We start from the raw sequence: 15,769 nt of genomic DNA on the forward strand, positions 1-15,769 counted from the left end.
ATGTCAGTTCTTGGTGGCATTTCTATTTTTATATCGGTATTCTTCATCTCTTTCTCAAGTCAAATTGCAAACAATTTTGTGGTGCACACGAAAAAAAGCTGATCATAAGTATGACCAGCTTACACTCATATATATTTATTTAATCCGCCATCCGGTAGCCTACTCCACGAACCGTTGTAATATAGCTAGGTTCGGATGCGCGATCTCCAAGTTTTTTGCGCAGACTCTTGATATGCACATCCACTACATTACTTCCCCCTAGAAAAGAAGTCTCCCATATGTCGCTGAGCAAATCTTCACGAGTCTGCACAGCTCCTTCACTAAGTAGAAGCTTCACTAAGAGATCATATTCTGTCTTGGTTAGTTCAATCTTGGCTCCGCTCCGATAGACAGACATCTTCTTGCGATCAATCCACAAATCTTTGTATATGGCAGGCGAGGTTCCAGTTAAGAGCAGTGAAGAAGGAGCTTTCTGTTCACGGTTTCGAATAATGCGCTGCACGTGGTATAGCACCTCTTGGGATCTACCAGGCCACACCATTAATTCTTGTTGCTTCAGCTTGTCACCTAACTCAGACAGCATGGATTCTTTTATTAAAAATAGTGTCGGTACCCCAGAGAACTCTTGCTGCACCAATGTTTGTAGCGTGCTTTCTTCATCTGTGGTCCTTAATGAGGTCATATCAAAAATGAGTAAATCCGCAGATTGCGCATTTCGTAGCCCCTGATCCAGATGATGGAATACCATGACATCAAAACAACCATCCGACAAATCGCGAACTAGCTCATGAACGCCTCTAGGAAAGGCACTAATCAGAAGAACTCTTTGTGTTACAGGACAATAGTCTAGCTGTTCAATAGATGTTATTTCTTCAGTAGACACTGTGCACATACCCCCCCGAATACGACATGAGCGTGATGCACGTCATAACCCGTTTCGGCGGCCACATGGTGTGTCCAAGATTCCGGCACGGCAGACATGACTTCATCCACTCGCCCACATACTTCACATATAATATGCTGGTGATCGTCCATCTTGGCATCATATCGACTGGCCGCCTCACCTAGCTTTAATTCCCGTATCATTTCTTTATCTGTTAAATAACGAAGTGAATTATAGACCGTACCATAAGCGAAGCTGAATCCCTGCTCAACCAGCCGATTCATTACTTCGGCCGCCGTAGGGTGATCCTCCGAAGCCCGCACCACATCATATACGGCTTTACGTTGAACCGTAAGATTTAATGTTTTCACTATACTCATTCCCTTAATTGAATTTAGAATAAGTATAAATATAAGTGTATGCTTTGTCAATGGTAACCGCATGCTATTCCCGTTGTCATCACATAATATAAATCTAATCTAACCCAGGAGGAATGATGATGTTAAGAAAGTATGTGGTCATCTTGAGCCTCGCCATCTCTTCTTATGCCTATCTTGTGCTTATGGATGTAATTACGGGAATTGGATGGCAGTCCAGCTTTGTTAATGCTCCTTATCAATTATTTGCACTGAGCGAGAAGATTATGGCCTTAGTACTGCTTGGCTTTCTCGTGGTTCCTGATATCTATACCGTCATCCGCGCACGTAAAAACAAATCTCAATCTCCTGCTGACTCCTCTTCTTGAGGTTTCCCTCTGTTCCGCTTGCTATAGATCCACCCAGCTACGAAAAGAAGAAGAGGAAATACCACAAAAAACACAGGGGAAGCGGTATATAGAACCTTGGACCCTTCCTCTAAATGCTCAGGCATACTCTGGGCAACCACAAGGGAAAGACCCCAAATAATCAAAGCTACAGGATAAATTAACTTTCGATAAGGAATACCAGATAAGCTGGATGTTCCTATAAGCGCAGCAAAGAAATATATAGCTACTTTAAAGAAATCACCAATAATTAACGTCATGACAACCAGAATATCGTTACGCTGAATAAACTCTGTTATCGATGCCTTGCTGATCGTGGTCATTAGAGGTAATGGAGCCCGGCTAGCCATATCTACACCAAGTACCGCAATATTGATTGAAGATATAAAGCTTAAAACCAAGCCAGCGATAAGTATAGATAGATACCCGGCTTTAATTCCTAATTTTCCATGACTAAGAAAAGGTAGGATACTCGCAAAACACACAACTTCTCCAAAAGGAAATGCATAGTCTTGTTGAATGACTGCCTTCCACACAGGGCCAAATCCATCTTCCAGCATAGGCAGCAGGCGCTCCCAGTGAATGATATCCGAGAACACCAAGAGAGACAATGTGAATAGACCTATTATTAATTCGAGTACCATGAACAACAGTGCAGTTCGTGCCAGTACTTCAATTCCTTTGTGGAGGACATAAGCAACAGAGAGAATCATCAACGCATTAACTACGGATAACGGAGTCTGACGTAGGGTGGAAGACAGGATCAGAGTTCCTCCATCTCGTAGATCACGGCTCGCCACATAGATGAAGAAAACCATATAGAGCATACTTACTATCGTACCCGCTACTTTACCAAGTAGAATTTTATTGTAATCCGTTGGCAGCATCTCGGGGAACAAACGATACAAATAGCTAAAGCCCCAGAATATAAATAAACCAAAGACTGTACCCAGCAAAATTGCCATCCACGCATCTCTGCCCGCAGTTAATCCGAGGTTAACTACCAGTGCCGTACCAAATTGAAAGAGAATCATCAGCGAAAAAAATTGGTAGGGAGAACATTTTATTTTTTCCATAGGGTTCACCTCACTTCGTCTGATCTAACTTGTAATGATAGGATTTATTTCTCATCTCTGCACTACGAATCACTGTATGAACTTCACATGTAATCTTCGTTACTGGGAATAAATCTCCCCACTGCGCCCTTACTTTTTTCCACATTTTTGGGTTTTCTCGTTCTAGTAGATCTCCAAACTCAAATATATCCGTGTGTAGACGTTGAGCTTTTTTAATAGATGCCTCAATCATCTGCTGGATGTTCTGATCGACCTCATGCTGTAATTTTGTTAAATTATCTGCATTTGTGATATCCATAGAACAATCGAGTTCTCTTATGTTCGCTTGAGCACGGACATCCAGATGAATCTTAGGATGAGTGGGATCACCTAAGTCGCCCTTGCGCTTCGTAATCGATCGGATGATAGAGTAACTCACATTCCCTTTGAGCTTGGCACAACCCGTAACAAGAACGGTCTGCTTCATATGATTATTCGCCCAGGTCACACCTCGGCTCTGCTCGGTATCCAGCCACCCTACAAGCTTGTCCTTACGAAATGCAGCAATACCAGATAGAGCAAGAACGCTTGGCGTGTCTACCTGCTGAATGTTGGTGCTTTTGGAGGCGTCCTCAATGTTTCCTTCAATCTCTACCCCATTAATTACAGGGCCGCCACCGCTTGCCTGCATTCCACGAATAATATCGTCGATCTGTACCCGGTAGTTGTAGCCTAGTAGCTTAGAAGCAGCGTCAGCCTTCTGAAATAGATCACCGGATGGAATTTTGCCAAGTGGGGTTAATACACTCATAACATCTGAGGCTTGCTGCCCTCTTGCAATGAAGACAAGGGAAGTCGATCTGACTTGAGCATCTCTCTCTAAAAAATCGAGGAGATCTCGTATGCCATGGCGTGCCAAATCTTCTGAGATCACAATGGCTGAGATATGGCCCAAAGAAAGATATCGGGGCACTTTACGGGACGTATTACGAACCGCTTCAAAAATGGTCTTTCCCTCTCCTTCGTACACCGAGACCGGAGTGCCGCCACGGCTCGTCTTGCCTGAGATTTCATCCGCCACAATGACCTGAAGCGTAGCCTTGATTCGCTCTTCCTTTCCAGGAATAATATCCATAGCTACCCCGGATACCACCGCTCTACGGTTCAATTCAATACTGTCCCAACATCCTGTAATAAGGACAAGTAGACCTAGGGTGAGCAGCACACGTACATATTTCATGATTCAGATGTGCCTCCTTGCTGTTGAGGCTTAGGAGAAGCGGAGGAGTCCTCGTCTTTTCTTGTTCCCCATTGTCCGGGTGTGGTCTGATTCGACACATTGGAGGAATTCACATGTAACTTATTCTCCGCATTGCGTTCCCCCTGGATCTTGCTTGTCTTTTTCTTCTGTCCCTTGCTATTCAACATCCAATAAGGGAAGAGAAGCACCGCGTCTTTCTGACTAGATAATACAAAAGGACTAAATGGCGCCATATAGGGGATTCCAAAGGATCGGAGACTATTCATATGAGCGACCAATACAATAAGGCCCAAGGTGATGCCATAAAAGCCAAAAAGCCCAGATAGAACCATGAAGGCAAACCGAATAATGCGACCCGCAATCGCCAAGTTATAGGCCGGAACAGCGAAGCTTGCGATCCCAGTCAGCGAGACTACGATAACCATGACGGGCGTTATAATACCAGCTTGGACGACCGCCTCCCCCAAAATAAGTGCCCCTACAATAGATACCGTCTGTCCGATTGCTCTTGGCATCCTTACTCCCGCTTCCCTTAGAATTTCAAAGGCAATCTCCATAAGCATCGCTTCCACGAAGGCGGGGAACGGTACCCCTTCTCGCTGCGCCATTAAGCTAATTAGAAGCTGAGTAGGAATCATCTCGTAATGAAATGTGGTTAAGGCAATATAGACGGCCGGCCCAAGGAGCAAGACAATGAAACATAGATACCGTACTAACCGCATCAAGATGGCAATATCGTAACGCTGACTATAATCCTCCGCAGACTGAAAAAACTGCGCAAACACGACAGGCATAATCAGCACAAAAGGGGTGCCGTCTACAATCAGTACAACCCTTCCCTCCAAGAGATTACTAACCGCCGTATCCGGTCTCTCCGTATTAAATACGGTGGGGAATGGAGTGAACGTATGATCCTGAATAAATTCTTCAATGTAAGCCGATTCAAGGACTTCATTGATCTCAATGCTGCTCAAACGCCTGCGGACTTCATCTACCAGGCTCTGCTCCGCAATAGTATGTACATACAGCATTGCTACATCCGTCTGCGAGTTCTTCCCAATCTTAATTGTCTCTAACCAAAGATCAGGACTCTGTATACGGCGACGGACCAGCGATAGATTAATCGAGAGTGACTCCACGAAACTATCCTTTGCCCCCCGCACTACCAGCTGGGAAGTAGGTTCCGTGATGGTTCTATGCTCCCCTCCCCGAGTACCTACGACAATGCCATCTTGGCAATCTTCGATGAGGATAACGGTATCTCCCGATAAAATAGCCAAAATCATGTCCTTTACACTGTGGACAATGTTAGCCTCCCCCGTACTCAGTGCTCTGTTCATCAGGAAAGTCATCCAAGATTCTGGTGTAGATTGATCTGGATCTCCATGGCTATCACTTAATAGAGATCCTGCAACAAATTCATTTATACCGGGCTGATTAACCATCCCTTTCATATACATTATGGCTACATTTGTAGAAGCCTTTTGACCGATTTGGAACAGGCGCAGCGATAGATCAGGGCTATTGCCGAATTTTTGCATGATCTGGCCTGAAATCTCCCCAATCGTCCCTCCTATTGCTGATTCGGATTGCTTAGAATCTGAAGAAGAAGCTGGTTCAGCATTTGCTGTTAAAGACTGTTTTTTATGCTGAGACGTATAGCGTTTCATGTTGTGTTCTCCCGTCTTTCATTCTCATGACTTCCATTATTTACAGAGTCGGTTGTTTATATGCAGCGAATTCTCGTTTCTATTTCCCTGAACATGGTAATAATGAGACAAGACTATAATTAATCAATGGCAGGAGGATATCATCAATGTCAACGTCGCACTCACCCTATAGTGATCTCCCACAGTTTCCTGAATCGATGTGGAGAGATACTGCAAAACTTCCTACTTTTCCAGCACTGGATCAAGATATTCAGACAGAGGTAGCCGTAATTGGAGCAGGCATTACAGGAATAACGACAGCCTACTTGCTTGCTAGAGAAGGCTTCAAGGTGGTCTTGGCCGATATGAATCAAGTCCTTGAAGGCACTACAGGCTACACTACGGCCAAAGTTACAACGCAGCACGGGTTGGTCTACGATAAGCTGATTAAGCATTTCAGTGAAAAAGAAGCTCGGCTATACTATGAATCCAATCAAGAAGGTCTAGCTCTGATTCGCGAGCTGGTAGGAAAGCACAACATGGACTGCCAATTCAAAGAACAAGACGCCTATTTATATGCAGATAACGAGAAAGACCTTAAAGAACTACGGAAGGAATGGAAAGCCTACGAGAAGCTGAAACTTCCGGGTCAATGGGTAGAGAGCATCCCCCTTCCTATCCCTGTTCTCGGTGCCATTGTTGTGAAGAATCAGGCACAGTTCCATCCACTAGAATATTTAAAAGCCCTGTTAGAAGACTTTATAGCTCACGGAGGGACTGTCTATGAACATACAACGCTAGAAGATCAAGCCGATGACCACAATGGCAAGCTTGCTTTGAAAACGTTGGAAGGTCATACGATTACCTGTGATTACGCCGTGTCGGGATCGCACTTTCCTTTCTTCGATGGCGGAGAACTCTTCTTTACCAAACTGCATGCAGAGCGTTCCTACGTGGTAGCAGGCATCCCGGAGACATCCTATAGCGGGGGCATGTATCTTAGCTCCGGTTCAAATGTACGCTCGATTCGTTCGGCAGAATGGGATGGACAGACGGTGATTCTGTATGGAGGCGAAGGTCATAAGACCGGGCAAGGAATATGTACGATTAAGCACTATGAGAACCTGGAGCAATTCGGCGGGGAATTACTTGGGCTGAAATCTATCCCCTACCGCTGGTCTGCACAGGATTTATTCACTTTGGATGGTGTACCGTATATTGGACCTCTAAGTGATAAGCACCCTAATGTCTTCGTTGCTACAGGCTTCGGTAAGTGGGGGATGACGAACGGAACGTTAGCTGCGCTGATGATCCGAGATCAAATTCAGAACAAAGAGAATCGATATACCAATGTATATACTCCATCGAGATTCAAGCTAAATCCGAATAGTCTAAAAACGCTTGTAGTTCAAGGCGCGGATACGGCACAAGAACTCATCTCAGGCAAAATAGACATCCTGCACCGCAAAGCTGAAGAACTCAAACCGGATGAAGGTGCATTAGTTCGTTATGACGGAAAAAAAGCGGCAGCTTATCGTAATTCTGATGGAGAGCTGTACATTGTCGACGCAACCTGCACTCACATGGGCTGTGAAGTGGAGTGGAACGAAGGAGAACGTTCATGGGATTGCCCGTGTCATGGTTCTCGCTTTAATGTGCAAGGGGCTGTGTTGGAAGGTCCAGCTATTGAACCTCTTCCCAATGTGAAAAAATTCAGCTAGATGGATTATATATAAATAAGACGTCCCTTCCGAATTCCGAAGTGGACGTCTTTTTATAGGCTCTAAACTTTATTCCCTAATTGTTCCATAGGCATTGCATATCGCTATAATCCCATGTTAGGATTTTTCTGATACTCAGAACTATATATTATCTACTTATTCCAGAAGGAGATGGATACATAATTGTGAAGAAGTTCTTAGCCATCATTATTATACTTATCGTTGTGGGCGTAGCTGTGATGCTGGTGCAACAGTCCGGACATACTCAAAACTCTAACACATATACGAAAAAATGGACTTTTGATCCCGGCCAACTGCATGATCTGGTCGTCAAAAGTGATTACTCCGTTGATGTGGCTTGGATCAAGAGTACAGATGGAACGAACTATGTGGAAGCCTCTGGCCGCATGGCAGAGAAAACCATCGATCAACTTAAGCAAGCTGATGTTCATCAAGGAACACTCGATCTCAACCTTAAAGATGCATCCTCAATCCAATTTCTTAGTGTGAATTTCAGATCGGATACTCAGCGTATTGTCATCGCACTCTCTAATCTTCAGAATATCGAGAAAGTGCGGTTCGATTTAGCCGCAGCCAATGGTACTTTCCGTGATATGCAGGCCAACAATATTGAGATCTCAAGTGAATCGGGCAGCATTATGTTGAACGCCATTGCCTCTAATCATTTGAAGGTTAATGTAGAGTCAGGTAATATAACAGGTGAAGCTATCGCTTCAAACTTTGATTGGAAAGCGGAGTCCGGAGACATCAAGATCAACCGCTTGAGTGGGAATGGTTCAGCAGCTACGGAATCAGGTAATATCCGTATTACAGATCAAAATGCTTCTCAGCTTGAGCTATCTGCTGAATCGGGTAATATCTACGTGACCCCCAATCCTAATTTCCAAGGGATCTATGATGCCAAGGCTGATTCAGGAAGCGTGCAAGTTCCGAATTCACCGCAAATCACGCAGGACGTTATTAAGGCCCGCACAGACTCAGGAGATATCTCCATCCGTGCGAACAACTAATTTGTTATCGGGAGGGATTCATCATGCTCGTAGTAACCAATACGATTAAAGTTAAAGAAGGTTATGGACAACAAATTGCCACTAGATTCGCTGAGGCAAAAGGAGTTCAGACTATGCCCGGATTCATTAGGCTTGAAGTATGGCTTAATCAAGAGGCTAAGGATGGCGCTGAAGAACTCAAAGTTACTACGCTATGGGAGAATGAGGAATCATTCAAACAATGGACTTCTAGCGAAGCTTTTCGTGAATCACACCGTGGCGGCGGAGAATCTAGAGAATATATGCTTGGCGCATCTCTAGATAAATATGAACGTGTTGTCTCTCACACGGCTGAATAATATATAGTAGAAAGAGGAGATGCCCAGATTAGGCAATCTCCTCTTTATTTGTAAAATATGGTAAATAGGTAATTCAGACTTAATCCTTCATGGGTAAATGCTAGTGGAGACTTTTTTGTATAAAAGTAATCTATGCACTTTCCTGCTCAACCGCATCCCGGTAGGCTTGCAGAGATAAGTTCATCATCTCGGACATAATCCAAGGGTTTGCTTCAGGCAGTAGCTTAAAGGCATAAGCCCAAGCGTTCTCCTCAATGATTAAAGCAATTCGGTTGCGTACTAGCATATTGTCGCTTGATTCCAGCTGGTCTGACAATTCCGCAAGATGTGGATCGCAAGCATGACCGACTTCATGAGCACAAATAATTTGTAGCACCTCTTCATAGGTGTCTAATGAGCCAAATATTCTGAGGCACTGCTTGTGAATCTCTTCTACATATATCGTAATCTGGTGAAGATTCATACTATATTTACCGCCTACATTACGGCCCCCCGGAAAGCGGGTCTTCACCTGAATACTAGCGGTACAATGGGAACGCTCCATCAGCTGCAAACATAAATTTTCTGCTCTTCCTCTTTTCAATAGGCTCCCCTTATTTCTCAGAAATTAATATATTCTATAGAATCTACACTTTTGAAACTATATAATCACTATTATAAAGGTTTTTTTTTCGATTTAGAACAACCAAGCAAGGAATGACTATCTAATAACCGGAGTGATTAACGAATGAAGGTCCGACATGCCATACTGGGTTTACTCATGGAAGAGGCTAGGTCTGGTTACGAAATCAAGCAATATTTTGAGAACCGCCTGGCGTATTTTTATGATCCCAGCTACGGGACAATCTATCCAACTCTCAAAATTTTAGAGCAGGATGGTTTCCTTTCCAAGACGACCGTCACTCAGGAGGGCAAGCCAAATAAAAATGTATACACCATTACTGACACGGGAATTCAAGAATTTTTGGACTGTCTAAAATCTCCTTATGAACCAGATGTTGTTCGTTCGGATGTGTTGATGCGCTTGTTCTTTGGAACCTATGTAGATAACAGTCAGATCATGGAGTGGGTGGAAGACACACGCTTACAGGCCGATCACAATGTGAAGAATCTTCTCAAAATCAAAGAGCTGTATGGTTACCGTATGCCGTTTCCCCAATTGCTTTCGCTCGACTATGGTATTGCCCTGAATCGAAGTAAGTTAGAAATTGCAGAATCCTTCATGATTCGCCTGCACGAACGAGAATCTCAATCCTAGCTATGCCTCGCGTAACGAAGGCACGGATATATTTTCCGTAGCCTTTTTCAATTTAGCCCTATCTATTCAGACTCCGTACATAGTCAGGTGGGACATTCTGGCGAATATGCTCAGAAATTAGGCTTTTCGAGCCCCTACCGAGGGAATAAAAATTGGAACTTTCCCGAATTATGCGATAACATGTAGTTTGGACTGAAATAGGCTTTTCCTGACAATTTAGATTAAATAAGAGTGGAGTTGAACATGTTGTTCTCTTTAAAAGGTGTCAATAGAGCGGAAAGGCGGCTTTTGATACTATGTATGGCGGTTGTATTGGTAGTCTCTTGTGTTGTAGTTCTGTGCTATAATAACTACTTTCTCCTAGGTGACTTGGTCAAGAAAAACAATGATGACGTGAAATATATATACAGCGCCAAGCTAATTCTCAATGAAGGCACGCTTGCCTATAATTCCGGGGATCAGCCATCTGCATTCATTATGCCCGGAATGCCGTTATTGTTAGCAGGCGTGATGGCTATATTTGGACAAGATCTTACAGGCATTAATGCTTTTCGAATTCTCCAATGTCTATTACAAGTATTCTCCATTTATCTTATCTTTATCATTGGTCGCCGAGTGTTCAGTACGCGTATTGCGCTAATTACCTGTGTAATTTGTGTATTATACCCACCCGATTATTTCTCCTCTGGCAGTATTCTTACGGAGACGACCTATCGCACGATTCAACTACTTCTATTATGTGTAACATTTGTGGCTTTGGACAAGCGAAAGACTTCATGGTACGCCTTGTTGGGATTATTGATTGCAGCAGCAGCTTATTTCAAACCCCATGCGACATTATACCCTGTAGTCTTCCTCCTCCTTTGGTGGAGACAACGCACGACTTGGAAAGAAATGATTCGCTTTTCCGTAGCGATGGGGCTCGTATACATCGTATGCTTGCTTCCTTGGTGGATTCGTAACTTAATTACGTTCGATAAATTCATCATATTTACGAACTCTGGAGGTAGCCCGTTTCTTCTAGGCACCAAAATTCGTGGGACCTTGCCTCCGGATGGCTTTTTCGCACAGTATCCGCAATATGATCCCAAGACCATTTATGAGGGGTATGACAGTGCCGCAGTGGATAAAGGAATGGCCATTATTAAATATGGTTTCCAACATGAGCCTTTGAAATTCCTGTATTGGTATACCCTCGGACGCTGGGTGGAACTCTATTCCCATCCCTTTTATTCGCGCCCCTTCTGGCCCATTACCCGTCCTGTGATGAATGTCATTCAGTACATCATGATGCTGATGAGCGTTGTAGGACTTGTGTGGGCTTGGATCAAGCACCCTATGCAGCGGATGCTCCCGCTCCTTCTTATACTGGGTTACTTTACGCTAATTTATCAACCTTTTGTCACGTTTAACCGTTATGGATATCCTAATGAAATTTTATTATTTTTATTCCTAGCTTATGGTATTGATCGCCTATTTTATCGCAACAAACCAGAACAAGATTCATTGATTAATGGACATTGGGGAGGAACAGGAATCCGATGAAAACACTCATCATTATTCCGGCATATAACGAAGAGGGAAGTATTGTACGGGTCATTCAGGATATCAACGAACATGCGCCGGAAGCGGACATTGTTGTAGTGAATGACGGCTCTACAGACCGTACGGAAGCCCTTGCGCTTGCAGCAGGAGCCCATGTGCTTACCATGCCTTTTAACGTAGGAATTGGGGGCGGCATGCAGACCGGGTATATGTATGCTCGCAACAACGGCTATGACGTAGCCATCCAAATGGATGCGGACGGACAGCATGCCGCGGAAGAACTACCCAAACTAATCAGTCGGGCTTCAGAGTTCGATTTGGTTATTGGTTCACGCTTTGTAGAAGAAACTTCCTTTCGTTCTTCCGTAATGAGACGAATTGGTATTATCTTCTTTTCCAAACTTGTCACTCTTGTGACTCGGCAGAAATTCACAGATACCACCAGTGGATTTCGCGCAGCCGGCAAAAAAGTAATTGCGTTATACTCGGACTATTATCCGATGGATTATCCTGAAGTGGAATCAATCGTATACCTGATTCGTAAAGGATGCAAAATTACAGAAGTGGCTACAGAAATGCGGGCAAGAGAAACGGGCCGTTCTTCTATTACACCGCTGAAATCTGTATATTATATGATTAAAGTTACGCTTGCCGTCCTGATGAGTGCTACGCGTCAACACAAGCCGAAGGCGGGGGAAATGGGATGACCATCTATTTTCTGTCCGTAATTCTCTCGTTCTTATTCCTAGTCATCGTATTCGAACTGGTACGCTTGCAAAAACTTAAAGAACAGTATTCCTTACTCTGGATTCTGTTCGGCGTTATCTTGTTCATTATCTCGCTGAATGTGAAATTTATTGAGGCATTAGCCTCTTGGCTCGGCGTCAAATACGCACCCGCGATGCTATTCCTTTTTGGACTGTTATTCTGCTTCGCCTTCATTCTTCATCTAACTATGGTCGTGACCAAACTATCGAATCAGGTACTCCGGTTGACGCAGGAGCTTACCATTCGTAAGGAAAAGGAGTCTCGTCATGGACAAAATGATTAGTTATGTTTACTTGCTAGCCAACATTTTACTATTAGTTACAGGTCAAATGCTGTTCAAAATTGGCCTGTCCAAAAATGGGGGGCTCCAAGGCATCGGGCAATGGGCGAAATTAATATTCTCCCCAACGATTCTTGGCGGATTAGCCCTATATGGAATAGCTACCTTGCTCTGGTTCGCTGTATTGAACCGATTACCGTTAACCGTAGCTTATCCGATGCAAAGTCTGGCTTATGTCTTCGCCATGGTGGGCGCCTACTTCATCTTCGGTGAAATCATTACGGCTACCAAAATTGCAGGAGTGGCCGTCATTCTGGTAGGAGTATATTTGTTAGCCAAATAAACGGCTGGAATCAAATAGATTCATAACAAAGAGGCGCCTATTCGGGGGCCTTTTTGTTATAAATCTAGCTACAAATTAAAAATGTACATACTATCCCTGACAGATGACGTTACGAATCTAGCAAGCTATCATATATTAAGGTATCACTCAAAAAGGAGATGATATATGCATGGCTATCTTATTACCGAACCAAATCTTTAATCTGGGACCTAATGTAGGTAAATCGTTTTTTGAGGATTTGACAGGGGGAAGAGACGCGACCGTCACTGTAAATAATACAGGGGCCGTTCCCGTGAGTCTTGTTCTAACCCGTGTAAATGCACCAGTTATCACCTATGTAATCCCTCCTCAAAACAGCTTGACCCTAGCTGTTCATCGTTTGCTAGTCGCTGCCATTCTAGCAGGCACAGGTCCTTCTTCTGGCTCCATCGAAATCGCTTCAACCGATTTCTAAACAGATTCCTCACTCTATGTAACAATGAAAAAGCCTGAACCCCATCTATGGAGGTTCAGGCTTTTTCGTCTTATACTTTATCACCAGCTTTGCTAGTGAGAATTACATGTTATCTCGCACTTCTTCCTTAACCTCCACATGCTTAGCCGGCCAGAAAGCAACAGGCCCTAACAAGGTGGTTATTGCAGGTACTAGAAAAGGTCGTACGATAAAGGTATCCAACAAGACACCTACAGCAGTAATAGTCCCGAACTGTACAAGCACCTGAATAGGTAAGCTTGCGAGTACAGCGAACGTTCCCGCTAGAATAATCCCGGCGGATGTGATGACAGAACCTGTCTCACTCACGCCTTCGCGAATGGCTTGCTTGAGCGGCATATGTTTTCTCTTTTCCCATATGCTAGAGATCATGAAAATATTGTAGTCCTCACCTAGTGCAACTAAGAACACAAAGGAATAAAGCGGGATTGTACCTTGAATAGCATCGGTTCCCATCCCATAGTGCAAAATAATCCAACCTAGTCCAAGTGCGGAGAAGTAAGATAATATTACGGTAGCGACGAGATATACCGTAGCCACTACAGAGCGCAGATAGACGAGCAACAACAAGGTAATTAGCCCAATAACAACAGGAATGATGACGCGGGTATCACGCTCTCCTGTCAGCTTAGTGTCATACTGCGTTGCCGTCTGCCCGCTAATCCATACTGCTTGATCGGGTCTAGTTACGCCCGCGTCTTTGAGCGACTGCGCAGCTACCTGCTTCAAATCAGGGATGTGATTCATCGCTTCGATGGAGTAAGGATTGAGATTGTACTGAAGATCATAAGCTACGATCTGCGGGTTTTCTTTTCCCGCTTGGGGCTTGCTTACCTGATCGATATAACTAAGACCGGTTAATTTCTTGTCAAGATCGGTAGTCTTGCCTTTGGTATCTACAATTAATCGGACGGGTGCCAGTTCCCCTTTAGAGAACTGTTGTCCAATAAGATCGAAGCCCTCCCTAGAAGACATGTCTTCTGGGAACGAAGATAGGAGATCATAGGTGAACTTAATCTGTGGTGTAAAGGAAGCGAGTCCACCCAGAATAACAAGCGTAGTTACTAGAACCACCCAAGGGCGACGAACTACGATCGTACCGATACGCATTTTGCTTGTTTTTACTTTACGAACAGGCTTACCTTTAGCTGCAGCACGTTCTTGTTCCATTTGCGGAGTACGTGGTACAAACGGCCAGAACGAGGCACGGCCGATAATTGCGAGCAGGGCAGGGACAAGCGTCAGACTAGCGATGCCCATAATTAGAATAGCAATACTAAATGGAACTGCAAACCGTTGGTAGGTCCCATACTGTGCTAGAAGCAGGGTAAATAGGGACAATACCACGGTGAAACCACTCATAGCAATCGCGCCCGAGGTGCTCGTTATGGCTCGAAGCAGTGCCGCTCCTTTACTGCGATCTTCATGTAGATTCTGTCTGAACTTCGAGATGAGGAATAGGCAATAGTCCGTCCCGGCTCCGAACAAGAGTACCGTCATAATGGAAATGGACTGCGAATCTGCTACAATCCACCCTTTATGGGCCATGAAACCAAGTACGGGGCTCGTAACACCATAAGCGAAGCCTACGGCAATCAGCGGAATAATCGCCAGAATCGGCGAACGATAAATTAACAAGAGAATAACTAATACCAGAATAACGGTTGTAATTAACAGGGATACATCTGCATTCTTGAACAGCCCGACGGCATCGATAGAAATGCCCACCGGTCCTGTGACCCTTGCTGTCATCTCTCCGCTCTTCAGATTCGTAACGGCAAAGGGATCGCTGCCGAATTCTCCTGCGGAGTTCTTTTTGAATACGTCCACACTTTCCTTGAGTTGATCTGTCTCCGCATTCTTATCGAACATGATCGGAGCGGCGAGCGTGCTTCCATCTTTAGATAACTGAGCTTTCAGTGCAGGAAGAGGTACTTTATGTAAAGGAACGATAAATGTTTGCTCCGGCAAAGGGGATTTCTCCGTTTGTTCGGTCAGCTTCTGAATATGCGTGAGATCCTCATCTTTCAGTCCACCTTCCCGGTGCCACACGATAATCGCTGGAACCCCTTGTCCCGCCGGGAATTCTTTCTCTGAGAGCGCTTCTGCTTGAACGGAAGGCTTTTGATCGGATAGATTCGGACTGTTATTAATCTCCTCTTTGTTAATACCAGGCCATAAAATGGTGAGTAATGCTACCAATACAACCCAGACGCCCAAGGTGATCCATTTTCCTCTTGGACCGGCTACCCATGCTGCATAGCCCTTCTTTTGCTGTTCCACTTTCTCATCTCCTTGTATTCAATATCATCAACTTAGGGTAATTCAATATATAGGATGTTCCTATCTTAAAAAGAGTATAAATGACCCACCGGTCATTT

Annotated in this window: 17 protein-coding genes; 10 read left to right on the forward strand and 7 right to left on the reverse strand. The window is 44.3% G+C overall.

What is annotated here, in order from left to right; translation table 11 throughout:
* Nucleotides 1–139: 139 nt before the first annotated feature.
* Together J2Z69_RS19435 and J2Z69_RS14305 are read right to left on the reverse strand one after the other, a co-directional pair.
* Nucleotides 140–883 carry a winged helix-turn-helix transcriptional regulator gene (locus J2Z69_RS19435; protein ID WP_342591598.1) on the reverse strand — a complete coding sequence of 248 codons (744 nt, stop codon included), beginning with the start codon at nt 881–883 and terminating at the stop codon, nt 140–142.
* Nucleotides 865–1,254: a Fur family transcriptional regulator gene (locus J2Z69_RS14305; RefSeq protein ID WP_209863984.1), complete on the reverse strand. Its 390-nt coding sequence runs from the start codon at nt 1,252–1,254 to the stop codon at nt 865–867. The genes J2Z69_RS19435 and J2Z69_RS14305 overlap by 19 nt, the downstream gene beginning before the upstream one ends.
* A 128-nt stretch (nt 1,255–1,382) precedes the next feature.
* Here J2Z69_RS14305 and J2Z69_RS14310 point away from each other — a divergent pair, with 128 nt between their 5' ends.
* A complete protein-coding gene (locus J2Z69_RS14310; RefSeq protein WP_209863986.1) occupies nt 1,383–1,628 on the forward strand; it encodes a YczF family membrane protein in 246 nt (81 codons plus the stop codon).
* On the opposite strand, the gene J2Z69_RS14315 is transcribed toward J2Z69_RS14310, so the two are convergent.
* The 3 genes from J2Z69_RS14315 to J2Z69_RS14325 are packed head-to-tail and all read right to left on the reverse strand — an operon-like array spanning nt 1,601 to nt 5,632.
* Nucleotides 1,601–2,722: a GerAB/ArcD/ProY family transporter gene (locus J2Z69_RS14315; RefSeq protein ID WP_209863990.1), complete on the reverse strand. Its 1,122-nt coding sequence runs from the start codon at nt 2,720–2,722 to the stop codon at nt 1,601–1,603. The two genes, J2Z69_RS14310 and J2Z69_RS14315, sit on opposite strands and share 28 nt — an antisense overlap.
* A gap of 10 nt (nt 2,723–2,732) precedes the next feature.
* Nucleotides 2,733–3,941 carry a Ger(x)C family spore germination protein gene (locus J2Z69_RS14320; RefSeq protein ID WP_209863993.1) on the reverse strand — a complete coding sequence of 403 codons (1,209 nt, stop codon included), beginning with the start codon at nt 3,939–3,941 and terminating at the stop codon, nt 2,733–2,735.
* On the reverse strand, nt 3,938–5,632 hold the full coding sequence (locus tag J2Z69_RS14325; protein ID WP_209863997.1) for a spore germination protein: 1,695 nt from the start codon (nt 5,630–5,632) through the stop codon (nt 3,938–3,940). The genes J2Z69_RS14320 and J2Z69_RS14325 overlap by 4 nt, the downstream gene beginning before the upstream one ends.
* 146 nt (nt 5,633–5,778) lie before the next feature.
* Here J2Z69_RS14325 and J2Z69_RS14330 point away from each other — a divergent pair, with 146 nt between their 5' ends.
* The 3 genes from J2Z69_RS14330 (at nt 5,779) to J2Z69_RS14340 (ending at nt 8,701) form a co-directional block, all read left to right on the forward strand.
* The gene (locus J2Z69_RS14330; RefSeq protein ID WP_209864000.1) at nt 5,779–7,332 is read left to right on the forward strand and encodes an FAD-dependent oxidoreductase; all 1,554 of its coding nucleotides are present in this window, start codon (nt 5,779–5,781) and stop codon (nt 7,330–7,332) included.
* 185 nt (nt 7,333–7,517) lie between these two features.
* Entirely contained in the window at nt 7,518–8,363 is an 846-nt protein-coding gene (locus tag J2Z69_RS14335) for a DUF4097 family beta strand repeat-containing protein (protein ID WP_209864003.1), read from the forward strand.
* 23 nt (nt 8,364–8,386) lie between these two features.
* Nucleotides 8,387–8,701 carry an antibiotic biosynthesis monooxygenase gene (locus J2Z69_RS14340; protein ID WP_209864004.1) on the forward strand — a complete coding sequence of 105 codons (315 nt, stop codon included), beginning with the start codon at nt 8,387–8,389 and terminating at the stop codon, nt 8,699–8,701.
* A gap of 130 nt (nt 8,702–8,831) precedes the next feature.
* Here J2Z69_RS14340 and J2Z69_RS14345 read toward each other — a convergent pair whose 3' ends face one another.
* The gene (locus J2Z69_RS14345; RefSeq protein WP_209864007.1) at nt 8,832–9,245 is read right to left on the reverse strand and encodes a hypothetical protein; all 414 of its coding nucleotides are present in this window, start codon (nt 9,243–9,245) and stop codon (nt 8,832–8,834) included.
* 183 nt (nt 9,246–9,428) lie between these two features.
* Here J2Z69_RS14345 and J2Z69_RS14350 point away from each other — a divergent pair, with 183 nt between their 5' ends.
* The 6 genes from J2Z69_RS14350 to J2Z69_RS14375 all read left to right on the forward strand — a co-directional run bounded on the left by J2Z69_RS14350 (nt 9,429) and on the right by J2Z69_RS14375 (nt 13,349).
* Nucleotides 9,429–9,959, forward strand: a complete 531-nt coding sequence (locus J2Z69_RS14350) for a PadR family transcriptional regulator (protein ID WP_209864010.1) — start codon at nt 9,429–9,431, stop codon at nt 9,957–9,959.
* A 300-nt stretch (nt 9,960–10,259) separates the two neighbouring features.
* Entirely contained in the window at nt 10,260–11,504 is a 1,245-nt protein-coding gene (locus tag J2Z69_RS14355; protein ID WP_245339311.1) for a glycosyltransferase family 39 protein, read from the forward strand.
* A complete protein-coding gene (locus J2Z69_RS14360) occupies nt 11,501–12,211 on the forward strand; it encodes a glycosyltransferase family 2 protein (protein WP_209864014.1) in 711 nt (236 codons plus the stop codon). Before J2Z69_RS14355 ends, J2Z69_RS14360 begins: the two co-directional genes overlap by 4 nt.
* Entirely contained in the window at nt 12,208–12,555 is a 348-nt protein-coding gene (locus tag J2Z69_RS14365; RefSeq protein WP_209864016.1) for a DUF2304 domain-containing protein, read from the forward strand. Before J2Z69_RS14360 ends, J2Z69_RS14365 begins: the two co-directional genes overlap by 4 nt.
* A complete protein-coding gene (locus tag J2Z69_RS14370; RefSeq protein ID WP_209864018.1) occupies nt 12,539–12,895 on the forward strand; it encodes an EamA family transporter in 357 nt (118 codons plus the stop codon). Before J2Z69_RS14365 ends, J2Z69_RS14370 begins: the two co-directional genes overlap by 17 nt.
* Nucleotides 12,896–13,064: 169 nt before the next feature.
* Nucleotides 13,065–13,349, forward strand: coding sequence for a hypothetical protein (locus tag J2Z69_RS14375; protein WP_209864020.1), 285 nt, complete (start codon nt 13,065–13,067; stop codon nt 13,347–13,349).
* Between the two features lie 102 nt (nt 13,350–13,451).
* Here J2Z69_RS14375 and J2Z69_RS14380 read toward each other — a convergent pair whose 3' ends face one another.
* On the reverse strand, nt 13,452–15,671 hold the full coding sequence (locus J2Z69_RS14380; RefSeq protein ID WP_209864023.1) for an MMPL family transporter: 2,220 nt from the start codon (nt 15,669–15,671) through the stop codon (nt 13,452–13,454).
* Nucleotides 15,672–15,769 lie beyond the last annotated feature (98 nt).

The sequence above is a fragment of the Paenibacillus shirakamiensis genome (assembly GCF_017874255.1).
Classification (GTDB): domain Bacteria; phylum Bacillota; class Bacilli; order Paenibacillales; family Paenibacillaceae; genus Fontibacillus; species Fontibacillus shirakamiensis.